Origin of the sequence: Collinsella aerofaciens (assembly GCF_015561195.1) — a bacterium.
GTDB classification, from domain to species: Bacteria; Actinomycetota; Coriobacteriia; order Coriobacteriales; family Coriobacteriaceae; genus Collinsella; species Collinsella aerofaciens_AC.
Genome location: NZ_JADMSU010000002.1, coordinates 145167 through 157652 on the forward strand (window position 1 = coordinate 145167; position 12486 = coordinate 157652).

The following is a 12486-nucleotide window of genomic DNA, read 5'->3' on the forward strand; positions in this document are numbered from 1 at the left end:
CGAATTATTATCAAAATTATTGCTAAATGTGTCCCCGAAGGAAACACGGATATCCCTCGGGGAGCGGTACATGTGGCGCCTAAGCCAAAGAACGCAGGCTCTAAGGCTCACTAACGACTGGCCGCCACGTCCTTAGTCCAGCAGTGCACGCCGCCGCCGGACAGGTTAAGCGCGAGGGAATCAATCATGATGACCTTGCGATCGGGGAAGCAGCTCTCAAGAACCGCCTTGGCCTGCTCGTCCTTCTCTTTCACGACCTCGCTCATGCCCTCGTGGTAATAACGCTGGCCAAGAACGACGCCGTTGCAGATCAGGAAGTTGCAGTAGCTCGCTGCAGCGTAGAAGTGGACGGGGCCCTCGGGCCAGGGGGTGCCATCCATAAACTTGCCGCCCATTTCGTCGATGAAGCCTTTATAGAGCTCGTAATCCTCATCGCCAGGGGCGATAACGACTTCAATCGGCTCGGCGGTGGGCATACGAACGATCTCGAAGGGCTTGCCCTCCCAGTCCGTTTCGTTGCTCAGGATCTCGTAGGCCGCCTCAATGCGGCGACGAGACTCTGCGCCAGCCTTGCTCGAGGCTGCCTCTTCATCGGACACCTCGGCAAGAAGAATCTTGTTCGGAGTGATAAAGCGACACATCTCATCGATGTGAGCGGCAAAGCTCATGCCAAAGACGGGGGTTCCGTCTTCCTTCTCGTCGAGGATGCCCAGTCGATAATCGTCGTCCTCAAGCATGGGCTGAGGAAGCCAGATAACCTTGTTGAGGTTGTAGATGCGCTTATACTCGGCCTCTACCTCATCTTTCGTGAACTCGGGATTGCGCTTACGGCATTCCGTGTCCTCGATGGCGATCAGGGTGCCGTGACCGTCAAACTCACGATCGCCGCCCTCCGAAACCATTTCGGAATTGACGATATCGAAGCAACCGAGCGCAACCGCCATGTGAACGGCTGCCTTACGTGCGGACTGGCACTCCGGGGAGTTCTTGTCCCACACGCCGTAATAGGTCCAAGCAGGGTTGACCATATAAGAATGGCCTTTGTCGTCGACCATGATGCTGGGGCCGTTGTCGCGGACATAGAAGTTGGAGTCTTCGAACTGCGTGATCTCGATACGATCGAGATCAACCCCCTCCTCCTTCAGGCGTGAGCAAGCCTCCTCATAGGAGCCGGGGGTGCCGCAATTGAGGTTGACCGTAACGTCGCCATACTCGAGCAGAGCCTTGATCACGTCAACGCAGGGCTGGCGGTTATCGTAGCCCTCTGCACGGATGTAATCGGGAAGCCATGTCACATAGACGTTGGAGCGCTTCTCGAACTCGCCCGGCATACGATAGTTCTCGTACATGGTTGGTCCTTCCGTCGGGTTTCCCGCGATGCTGTCCGGCCGCGACAATAGCGGGGTTTCACCTGCTATAGTACTACTATACCTACCGTTCGGTAGATAGTTTTGAATAATTGCCGCTCGCCTACTGATACGTACCGTTCACCGTATATAGTGGTCATGTTTGGACACGAATTGATGTTCCGTTGCCATCCTTAATAATGTTGGTAGTGCGGAAGTGATTTGCAATGGAGAAATGCAGCGTGAGCACAAGAAAAAAAATATTGGACGCAATGTACGATCTTGTGGCAGAAGTCGGTTATGACAAAGCGTCTATCGGAAAGATTTGCGACTTTGTCGGTATATCCAAGCCGTCGGTGTACTACTACTTTCCCTCTAAAGAGGAGATTTTCACTACGCTCTTGGACAGCATGTTTCCGACCATTGACTATCAGCGCGACTACTCGCTAATAGTCGATAGGGACGGGTTCAAGGCCGCGCTTATCGAGCTCGGCAATTCAGTTATAGGTGGCTATCGAAGCGATGAAAAACGCCGGCGCGTGCTGGCCGAGGTTAGCGTTCAAGCAAATCGAATTCCTGCAGTTCAGGAACGTCAAGCGACGGCGACCAAACGAACCATGGATGCGCTTAAAGACATCCTTCTTCATGGTGTAGAGATTGGCGCGTTTTCCGATAGTGCCGACGTGATGCTCTACGTACAAATTCTTTATACCGTTCTGGAGGGAGCGAGCAATACGGTCGCTCAAGGTGAGGATATTGATGAAAAAGCGGTTTGGGCGGGAATAGTCGAGCTTATGTTCAAATAGACCAGCCAAGCTGAAACGCATGTTGGCACACATGGTGCCTGCGGGCAACCTTTAAACGAAAACAGGGGCCGACTCCAGTCTGGCTTGGAGTCGACCCCTGTTGCGTGGCAATCTATGCCGATGCAATCGGCGCTTATTACTTTTCAGCAGCCTTACTGAGAAAGCCGGAAACGATAGCAAACGCAGCAATCATAAGGTTGCAGGCAATGCAGAAGATAAATACTCCCTGGAATGACCCTGCCATGCCGTAAACCTTCATCATGACCGGCATTCCAAAAGCACCGACGACATAGCCCGCTGAGCAAACGATCGAATAGATCCTTCCAAAATCGCGTGATCCAAAGAGCGAGAGGAGAAGCATCGGCATTGCGGTTCCAACAATGGCGAACATGGCATCGTTTACGCCAGCTGCAATGATTGAAACAGTCTCATTGCTTCCGCCAATGATGAGAAGCAGGAACGAAAAAATGCTGACACCTGTCCACGCGACCGTTGCTTTAATAGAGCCGAGCTTGTCACATGTTTTGCCTACGAAGGGATTTAGGAAGATGTCGGAGAACGAAGCTGCCGAGACCATTAAGCTTCCTACGATGGGATTGAAACCGACCTCGCTTGCATAGGTTGGAAACAACTGGTTCATGCAGCAGGTGAGCTGCGCCACGCAAAGCAGGAGGACACAGAGAATAAAAGACGGCGTTTTCGTGGCATCACGTAGTGCCATGCCCGAAAGGGTATCTTCCCGCTCATCGACGCTGTGTCTCTCATGGGTTTCAGAGGCGGTCTCTCCGTACGGAAGCATGCTGCGATCAGAGGGTTTAAGGCGAATGATAAATGCACTCGCAGGTAAAATCATAGCTGCAGAAACGGCCGCAAGTACGATGTATCCCGTACGCCAGCCTTGTTGCTCGATAACCAGCGTAATGACAGGGCTCAACAACAGCGTACAGAGAGAATTAACGCCCCAAGCAAGGCCGATGGCAAGACCGGACGATTTACTGAACCATTGGTCAATAACATCGGACATGCAGACGCCCGTTGTGAATGAAAAGCAGATGCCGATCACCGCAGCGGAGACGATGAACATCCAGACTTCGGTGTAGAACGCCATTGCGGCGCCGGCGGCAATAAGGACGAGTTCAACGCAAATATGCACCGGTTTGCCTATTACTTTTGGAATGAAACGGCTCAAAAGTGGAAGTCCAAGTGCAAGGCCAAGAAGAATCGCAGTGAAATAGAAAGAGAAAGAGGTGTACTCAAAGCCCAGGTCTTCACATACTGGAGCAACGAATGAGCCGGCAATAATGCTATATGTGCCAGTCGTCCCGGCGGACATTAAGCCGAGCGCAATAACGACAATCCAAGCAAATGCGCCGCTCTCGCGAGGACGGTCTTTTTCGTCTGGTACGGTGAGAGCCATGGTCACTCCATTTCTATCGGCATTACATCCTATATGCCTACCGATAGGTATATAAACCAGGGGACTCTTCGTCAAGCATTAAGCGGGGAAAGGGAGTTCTTAACGTGCCGAACGGTAATTGGGCCCTTGCAAAATCGAGGTCTAATACTTTTCCCGAGAAGTGAACGACCGTTTTTGGACCCCCGAAGCATCGACATTTTTAGACGTCAAGCCCGCAGGATTTGACTGGCAAAACCGCAGGAAATTGCATCTCGAAAGCGCCGATACTTCGGGGGCCCGTTTTCACTCGTTCACTTCTCGGGAAAAGTATTAGACCTCGATTTACAAGCCACTCAATGTGACAAAGGAACTGTCCCTTTGTCACATTATTCGGAGCGTAGGGCTTCTACGGGGTCTTTTTTGGATGCGCTGCGGGCAGGCAGCAGGCCGGCGACGACCGTCAGCAGCACCGAAATCGCAATAAGCACCAGCGCATCCTGCACGGGCAGGCTCATCAGGTTGGGGACCTGTTTGGCCGCAAGCGCCCAGGCATTGACCGGAAAACTCACGAGCACCACAACGACAATGGCAAAGACGCCGGCAATGAGGCCCTCGATAAAGGTCTCGGCATTGAATACGTTGGCCACGTTGCGCTTTGACGCGCCGATCGCGCGCAGGATGCCAATCTCCTTTTTGCGCTCCAGTACGCTGATGTAGGTGATGATGCCGATCATGATGGAGCTCACGACTAGGCTGATGCTCACGAATGCGATGAGCACCAAGCTGATGGTGTTCACGATGTCGGTCACCGAACCCATGATGATACCCATGTAGTCGGTGTACGAGATTGCCTGTTCATCGTGGCCGGCAGCTTTGACCTGCTTGTTGTACGCATCGATGTGATCGAGCACGCGCTCCTTGGCCTCAAAGTCGCGCGGGAAAATCTTAACCGAGATGGGGTCTGCCTCATCCGCATAGCCCAGCGTGGTCAGATTGTTATCGTAGGTGAGCTTCGACGCCTTGGCATAGCTCATCATGAGCGAACTCAGGTCCTCGGCGTCCATGTTGAAGTGGATAGCATGAGCAAAGGCACTCGCATCCACGTGCATGGCGCTCGCCAGGTTGGCAAAACTCGAAGACATCTGCGTCGCCATCTGGTCCATGAGCCCTGCCGCGCCCGCCTTGAGCTGGGACGATACCGTCGACGCTATCTGCTCGCTGATTGCCTTCATCACCTGATCCATAGCCTGCTGCAGATACGGAGCCAGTTGCTTTTGCACATAGTCGGTCATCGCCTGCCGCAGGCGCTCGGCCAGGGCATCGCCGCCGAGCGCTTTGAGCTGGGCCAGGATTTGCTGAGCTGCCGTATCGTTCTCAAGATACGTCGAGAACGCGGCGGCAAGCTTTGACGCGTCCTTAAGATCATCGGGTGTCAGCTCCTTAAACTGATCAGACCGCAAAAAGCCCTCAAACAGCTGGTTGGCTAGTGTTCCCACCTGCTTCATTTGCTCGGGCGCAAGTTCCAGACCGTCAAAGATACCCGAGAAATCGGGGGCCGGCGCTTTGGCCATGATGTCACTAAAGTCGATGTCCTTACCAACGCCCGAAAGGTCAATGTTCAGCCCGGACAAATCGATACCAGAAAGGTCGACACCGCCCGCCGCGCCCGAGAGCGCAGATGCATCGAACGAGAACGCGCTCTTCAGCGCTGCCTCGTCCACACTGAACATACTGCCCAGATCCACGCCTTGCTTGGCCTCACCTTGCAACTCGTCAAAGGTTTTGCCCGTAAAGACATCCGTCTCGGGGTGGGCAAGCTGCTCCTGCACGATCTGCGAATCGGCGGCGCGCTTCATAAGCTGGCATGTCAGCGCATGCGTATAGGCAATGCCCGGGGATAATGCGCTCGCGTTGGCCGTCTCGTTGGGTCGCACCACGCCCACAATGCGCACGTCAATGCCGTCGGCAACCTTGGCCGCCATAAAGTCGGCATCGCCAGACATGTCAGTCCACATGCCGGTCTCTTCGTTTTTGCGATACGCATCGGCCGGCGACAGCACCTTAAACGTCGTGGACAGCGCATCGTCGTAGGTAAAGTCGGTACCGGTCTCGGGCGCTTCGACGCCACCGTCAGCCGTCATAGCGCTGTTAACCAGGTCGTTGAGCTCATTGATATCCAGCGCACCGATGCTGTAGAGCGTATAGTCGCCCACCGTGCCACGACTCGAAAGCACCATCACGGCTTCGTTGGCAGACGTGGGCCAATGACCGGCGACGACATCGTACTGGCTGTCGAGCAGGCTCTGGTCGTCAATCATCTCGTTAAAGACCGAGGTTCCCATGGATTCCATGCTCACCGTTGCTGCCGAGCTCGCGCCTCCGCTCATGGCCTCGGTCATGGCGTTGGGCACCAGCCGGACAGGCTTCCCATCGCCCTTCCCGGCACGATAGACAACCGGCGATACACCGTAGCCGTACTGAATGGCGTTGACCTCTTTATCGATGCCATCGCCACCGGCATCGAGCCATGCCTTAAAGCTCGTCATGTCGTTAGACTTAACGCTCGCAAACATATCCTTTACGGCCGTGACCACGGGGATCTTATCGGTTCCCCGAGCCTTGCCGTCGGTGCTGCCGTCGGACGAGCCCTCGTTCTTGGACGTATCGTCATCCGTGGTCCCCTGTCCGCCCATCATGGACGACAGGTCGTAATCCTGCTTGGAAATGGTGAGCGGGTAGCTCGAGAGCGTATCCTCCTCGACCTTTTTGATGTAGCCGTTTACGCCGTTGGAGAGCGCCAGAATCGCCGCGATACCGATGATGCCGATTGAACCAGCAAAGGCCGTCATAGCCGTACGGCCCTTCTTGGTCAAAAGGTTTCGCGCCGAAAGCCCCAGCTCTGTCACAAAGCTCATCGAGGTTTTGCGCGTAGGCTTAGCCTCGCGACGCGCGGCATTGGCAACATCAAAGGAATCGGAATCGTCGGTGATCTTGCCGTCCGCCAGGTTGACGATGCGCGTGGCGTACTTGTACGCCAGCTCGGGATTGTGCGTGACCATGATAACCAGACGGTCGCGCGCAACGTCCTTGAGCAAATCCATGACCTGCACGGATGTCGTTGAGTCCAAGGCGCCGGTCGGCTCGTCAGCCAGCACAATCTCGGGATCGTTAATCAGGGCGCGGGCGATGGCCACGCGCTGCATCTGTCCGCCCGAAAGCTGGCTCGGACGCTTGTTAATGTGCTCGTCCAGGCCGACTTTCTCCAACGCCTCGCGCGCACGCTGGCGACGCTCGGCATGCCCCACGCCCGTGAGCGTAAGCGCCAGCTCCACGTTTTCCAAAATGGTCTGATGCGGAATGAGGTTATAGCTCTGGAACACAAAGCCGATGCGGTTGTTGCGATAGGCATCCCAATCGCGATCGTGAAAGTCCTTGGTCGAAATACCGTCGATCAGCAGATCGCCCGAGTCAAAGTGGTCGAGCCCACCGATAACGTTGAGCATCGTAGTTTTACCCGAGCCCGAGGGACCCAGAATGGCTACGAACTCGTTATCGCGAAAAGCCAGGCTTACGTTGTCGAGCGCCACCTGCGTAAACGACTGCGTGACGTACCTTTTGCAAATTCCTTTGAGCTCCAGCATGGACGGCAACCTCTCCTGCGCAGGCACCCTGCCCGCTCTCCCCCGCCGTTCGTATTCGACGCGTTTGTCCTACTCTATCCCCATTTTTTGCCGGCGCCAGTGAGGAATGTAGGGAACCGCATCAAAAAACGAACGGGACGGTGCCTAAAAGAAGAGGTCCCGAGCGGGACCTCTATATGGTGGAGATTATCTTGAAAGGCAGCGGACTACTCCGCACAGCGGCGCACGATCCTCGCCATGCTTTACGCGTTTTCTACTGCTCGCTATTCGCAATCGCCTGGTCAATAAGCTTGTCGAGCGCTGCGCGCTGCTCGGCGGAGCTGATGGCTCCCACGATTGGATCCCCTACGATGTTGCCATTCTGATCGATGACATACGTTGTCGGGAACGAGAACAAATTTGACGTAAACTTACCGGCATCGCTATCCGACTTGAACCAGATGTTCTTATATGTCACGCCCTTCTTGCTCAGCACGTCCTTAGCATCTGCAATCTCGCCCTTGTCGCCATCGAGCGTAAAGGAATTGACACCCACGACCTGGCCGCCCTTCTCGGCAAGCTCCTTGTTCAGGTTCTCAAGATCGCCCAGCTCGCCCACGCACGGCTTGCAAGTGGTAAACCAGAAGTTCATGACGGTGACCTTGTTCTTAGAGAACAGCTCGTCGCTGCTCACGTCGTTGCCGTCCAGGTCCTTGCCCGTAAAGCTGGGGAACTTCGTCGCCTCGCTCGAAGCATTGGCGCCAGCCGTCATGCCCGCGGCCGAAGCGTCGACGCTCTCGCCCGCGCTCGGCGTGCTTCCACAGCCGGGAAACTCCTTCTCCAGGCTCTCGAGCTTGTCCTCGATCTCCTTGATCTGCTGCGCGCCGGCCTTGAGCGTCTTGAGCTCATCCGCCGTGAACTCATCCTTGGCGCCGTCGATGGTCTTGAGCAGGAAATCGCCGTAATTGCCGCCGTCCTCGATCATCGGCATATCTTTATTGGCGGCAAGAAACACCTTTTCCCACAGCGCGTTATCGCTCGAAAGGATATCGTTCTCCTTTTGCATGAGCTTCGCATACAGCTCGGCGGCCTCGTCGGCGTTGGCCGGCTCTTGTGCAGTGAGTTCCGCGATCTTGGGATCGGAGCTCGCAGGTTCGCTCGCATTGCCACCGGGCGCCGAGCACGCCGCAAGGCACAAGGCCAGTACCGGCACCATAAACAGGGCCGCAATCTTAGAAAGCTTCATGGTCATTCCTCCGTTTTGTCGAAGCTTGTTTACTTTTTATCGGCGGTCAGGGAGAGCTTTTCCGCCGACACATCCAGGCCGTAGCGATAGCTGATGGCACCGACGGGGCAGGCCCCGATGCACTTTCCGCACCGGATGCATTCGGCATGATTGGGTGCGCGGACCACATCGACGTCCATCTGACAAACCTTTGAGCACTTGCCGCACGAGACGCATTTGCATGCATCGACCCGAATCCCCAGTAGGGACACCTTATTCATGAGCGCATAGAATGCGCCGAGCGGGCAAATCCATTTGCAGAAGGGGCGGTAGAACAAAACGCTCAGCACTACCACGGCAATGAGAACGACAAGTTTCCAGGTAAAGAGCTGCCCCAGCGCAGATCGAATGCCGGCGTTGGCAATGGCCAGCGGAATGGCGCCCTCGAGCACGCCCTGCGGACAGACGTATTTGCAAAAGAACGGATCGCCCATCCCCACATCGTTGACCACCAGCACGGGCAGCGCCACCACGGCAAACAGCAGCACAAAGTATTTGATATACGTAAGCGCCTTGAGCCCTTTTGTCGAAAGCTTTTTGCCAGGAATCTTGTGAAGCAGCTCCTGCAGCCAGCCAAACGGGCACAGAAAGCCGCATACAAAGCGTCCCAGCAGCACGCCGAGCAAAATGAGCGTACCGGTAACGTAGTAAGAAAAGTTGAACTTGGATGAACCCACCACCGACTGGAACGACCCGATGGGGCACGCACCCGATGCCGCGGGGCACGAATAGCAGTTAAGCCCAGGTACGCAGACTGTTTTTCCCGCGCCCTGATAGATGCCGCCTTTGGCAAAGTTTGGCAGGTGAATGTTGGTGATGAGCGTCGCCGCCGCCTGAATGAATCCGCGAAATCGGGCCAAAACATGCGACGCAGTGTTTTCTCTTTTATCCAATTCCGATACACTCCAAGCACAGCCTAATCGCTTTGGCCAGCACGGCATCCGCCTCGCCACGCATAACGCCAAAGCACACCATGGCAATTCCGACGATCAACAAAGCGACCTGTGCCACGGGTTTTACCGCTTTGAACAATCTGACCACTCCTTTCGTTACGCGACCATTGGACCATATCGACCATAAAATCCGTGTTAAGCGCGATTTGGAATGTGCAAGGAGACTGTTATGCGTATTTTGATCGTCGAGGACGAGCGGGCGCTGTGCGACACAATCGCGCGCAGCCTGCGAAACCTGGCATACAGCGTCGACTGCTGCCACGATGGACGGGAGGCGCTCGACCTGCTGGGCGTCGAAGTCTTTGACCTCGTGGTACTCGACCTCAATCTCCCCCGTATCGACGGCATGACCGTGCTCAGGGAACTTAGGAAGACCGACTGCGAGACCAAGGTTCTGATTCTGTCCGCGCGCGGTGAAGTCTCCGACAAAGTTTCAGGGCTCGATGCCGGCGCCAACGATTACCTTACCAAGCCGTTTCATCTGGACGAGCTTGCGGCAAGGATCCGCAGCCTTACCCTCAGGCGCTTCGCACAAAGCGACATAGTACTAACCTGCGGAAAGCTCAGCTTTGACACCAAGGCGCGCATCGCCTCCGTAGACAGCGAGGCTCTATCTCTTACGCGCAAGGAAACGGGAATCTTGGAATACCTGATGCTTAATCAGGGGCGACCGGTAAGCCAAGAGGAGCTTATCGAGCATGTTTGGGATAGCACCGTGAACAGCTTTAGCAACGCAACCCGCGTTCACATCTCGTCGCTACGAAAAAAGCTGCGCAGCGCTTTGGGATACGACCCGATTCGCAACCGCATCGGAGAGGGCTACGTTATGGAGGACGGCGAATGAAAAGGCTTTCGCTGCGATGGCGCATAACGATCATGACGGCGCTGCTCACGTGCGCGGCGTGCGTGCTGATGAACTGCTTGGTCGGCTATGCGGGCATGCGCCACATGGATGCCATCGGCAGCGACATCTCGGCCTTTAACGCCGCCGGCGTGGATTCGCCCCAGGCATTTGACCCAACAAAAGCAGCCCTCGATGACGAGGTCACGATCGTCGTAAACGACGCACAGGAGTCTTTTGGCGCGACAGCCTGGTGCATCACGGCTGGAGTCACGCTGCTCGGCGGCGTGCTGGCATACTTTGTGAGCGGCCGCGCGCTCAAGCCGCTACGGGATTTTGCCGCCCAGGTGGAGCGCGTGCAGCCTGACAACCTGAGCGAAATCAGACTCAGCGAAGATGTGCCCGCCGAGCTACAACGATGCAGCGCCTCTTTCAATGACATGATCGCCCGTCTTGGCGAAGGGTTCTCTGCACAGCGCCAGTTTACCGGCAACGCCGCACACGAGCTGCGCACCCCGCTCGCCCTTATGCAAGCGCAGATTGAGCTGTTTGTCTCCGAGCACCCCACATCGCAACCCGAAACAGCCGAGCTGCTCGACCTGTTACAAGAACAAACCGAGCGGATGTCGCGGATGACCAAAGTATTGCTCGAGATGAGTGAGCTCCGCAGCGTCCCCTGCGAGGACGATATTGAGCTTGGCCCCCTGTCCGAAGAAGTCCTCACCGACCTCGCTCCGCTTGCCGAGCATAAAGACATCGCCCTCAATTGCAGTGGAGGCGCCCTGGTAATCGGAAGCGACACGCTTCTCTATCGGCTGGTGTTTAACCTGGTCGAAAATGCCATCCGTTACAGCCGCCCCGGCTCGACCGTCAACGTCTCCATCCGCGACAACGACAGCCGCGTGTTCCTGCGAGTTGAGGATCAGGGCCCGGGAATACCCAAGCAGTACCGTGAGAGCATCTTCCAGCCGTTCTTTCGCCTGGATAAATCCCGCAGCAGGGCATACGGCGGCGCAGGGCTCGGGCTAGCGCTTGTTTGGGAGATTGCGACGCTCCATGGCGGCACCGCGGAAGTCGAATCAAGTTCCGAGAACGGGACCACCATGCTCGTAAGCCTTCCAAAACGATCCGTAGCGTTAACCGAACAGTAAAACGAAAGGGGTCCCGAGCAACAGGAGTACAATTGCTGCTATTGTTGCCAGCTGTTGGGAGATGGAAGATGGACTGCGATGGCTACCCATGCGTTCCCATGCCGTTGATGTGCACTGCCTTTGCGCCGGGGCAGATTGACGCTGCGGTTGCAGGCATTTCCGACCCCGATTCACGCACCATCGCCACGGCAGAAACGCTGTACTTTCGCGGACAGGCCACCCTCGCTGCCAAGACGGCGCGCCCCTATCTTGACGCCAACGATCCCGCGCTGCGCTATTCCGCATGCTTTATCTGCGGATATGCCAGTCTGTCGCTCAACCGTATCGCCGATGCCCGCCGTTGCCTTGCGGGCATCCTCGATACGCCAACTGACGAGGAATCGCCCGCCGTCCACGCCACGCATATCCTGTTCGCCTCGGCCGCGAGCGTCCTGCTGCACTTGCCTTCCCCGTATTCCGCCGAAGAGTTTTATCCGCTTGCGGCGCATCTGCCCGAAGGCCTGCGCCTGTTCGCCAGCTACGTGATGGCGCATGCCCTGTACCTGCGCGGCGAATATGGCCGCAGTCTGGGCATGGCGGAAAACGCCCTGATCATGAAACAGGGAAGCTATCCGATCTCGGAACTGTTCCTGCACCTGGCAGCTTCCATGGCCTGCATGAGTCTCAAAGACGTCGACGCCGCAAGGACGCACTTCGGAGCTGCTTGGAACATTGCGCGTCCCGACGGCCTTATCGAGCTCATCGGCGAGCACCACGGCCTTTTACAGGGGCTCATCGAGGCGTGCCTAAAAACGCAATACCCCGACGATTTCGCTCGCATCATCGAGATCACGTATCGATTCAGCTACGGTTGGCGGCGCATCCACAACCCCGATTCGGGCGAGGACGTGGCAGACGATCTAACGACCACGGAGTTCACCATGGCCATGCTCGCCTGTCGTGGGTGGACCAACGCCGAAATCGCACGCCATATGGGAGTATCGCCGGGTACCGTTAAAAATCGGCTGTCCAACGTATACGCAAAGCTTGGCATCGGCACACGCGCCGAGCTGGTCGCGCACATGTTGCGTTAGCGACCGGGCTGCCAA

At 56.3% G+C, this 12486-nt stretch carries 10 protein-coding genes; 4 read left to right on the forward strand and 6 right to left on the reverse strand.

Going from position 1 to position 12486, the window contains the following annotated elements; all coding sequences use genetic code 11:
• Nucleotides 1-110 precede the first annotated feature (110 nt).
• A complete protein-coding gene (locus I2H81_RS02900) occupies nt 111-1349 on the reverse strand; it encodes an agmatine deiminase family protein (RefSeq protein WP_117757260.1) in 1239 nt (412 codons plus the stop codon).
• 239 nt (nt 1350-1588) lie between these two features.
• Here I2H81_RS02900 and I2H81_RS02905 point away from each other — a divergent pair, with 239 nt between their 5' ends.
• Nucleotides 1589-2152 (forward strand): TetR/AcrR family transcriptional regulator, encoded by a 564-nt coding sequence (locus tag I2H81_RS02905; protein WP_022094929.1) that lies wholly within the window; start codon nt 1589-1591, stop codon nt 2150-2152.
• Nucleotides 2153-2288: 136 nt separating this feature from the next.
• Here the strand turns inward: I2H81_RS02905 and I2H81_RS02910 are convergent, their stop codons facing one another.
• The 5 genes from I2H81_RS02910 to I2H81_RS10645 form a co-directional block, all read right to left on the reverse strand.
• Nucleotides 2289-3569, reverse strand: a complete 1281-nt coding sequence (locus I2H81_RS02910; protein ID WP_195644478.1) for an MFS transporter — start codon at nt 3567-3569, stop codon at nt 2289-2291.
• Between the two features lie 365 nt (nt 3570-3934).
• The gene (locus I2H81_RS02915) at nt 3935-7189 is read right to left on the reverse strand and encodes an ABC transporter ATP-binding protein/permease (protein WP_195644479.1); all 3255 of its coding nucleotides are present in this window, start codon (nt 7187-7189) and stop codon (nt 3935-3937) included.
• A 253-nt stretch (nt 7190-7442) separates the two neighbouring features.
• Nucleotides 7443-8414 carry a TlpA family protein disulfide reductase gene (locus tag I2H81_RS02920; protein WP_195644480.1) on the reverse strand — a complete coding sequence of 324 codons (972 nt, stop codon included), beginning with the start codon at nt 8412-8414 and terminating at the stop codon, nt 7443-7445.
• A 29-nt stretch (nt 8415-8443) separates the two neighbouring features.
• Complete coding sequence (locus tag I2H81_RS02925) at nt 8444-9346, reverse strand: 4Fe-4S binding protein (RefSeq protein WP_195644481.1); 903 nt, start codon at nt 9344-9346, stop codon at nt 8444-8446.
• Nucleotides 9339-9428 (reverse strand): CD1871A family CXXC motif-containing protein, encoded by a 90-nt coding sequence (locus tag I2H81_RS10645; RefSeq protein WP_022094046.1) that lies wholly within the window; start codon nt 9426-9428, stop codon nt 9339-9341. Before I2H81_RS10645 ends, I2H81_RS02925 begins: the two co-directional genes overlap by 8 nt.
• A 129-nt stretch (nt 9429-9557) precedes the next feature.
• Between I2H81_RS10645 and I2H81_RS02930 the strand changes: the two genes are divergently transcribed.
• The 3 genes from I2H81_RS02930 (at nt 9558) to I2H81_RS02940 (ending at nt 12471) form a co-directional block, all read left to right on the forward strand.
• On the forward strand, nt 9558-10250 hold the full coding sequence (locus tag I2H81_RS02930) for a response regulator transcription factor (RefSeq protein WP_229108034.1): 693 nt from the start codon (nt 9558-9560) through the stop codon (nt 10248-10250).
• Nucleotides 10247-11398, forward strand: a complete 1152-nt coding sequence (locus I2H81_RS02935) for a sensor histidine kinase (RefSeq protein WP_195644483.1) — start codon at nt 10247-10249, stop codon at nt 11396-11398. The genes I2H81_RS02930 and I2H81_RS02935 overlap by 4 nt, the downstream gene beginning before the upstream one ends.
• Before the next feature lie 68 nt (nt 11399-11466).
• Nucleotides 11467-12471, forward strand: a complete 1005-nt coding sequence (locus tag I2H81_RS02940; protein ID WP_195644484.1) for a helix-turn-helix domain-containing protein — start codon at nt 11467-11469, stop codon at nt 12469-12471.
• Nucleotides 12472-12486 lie beyond the last annotated feature (15 nt).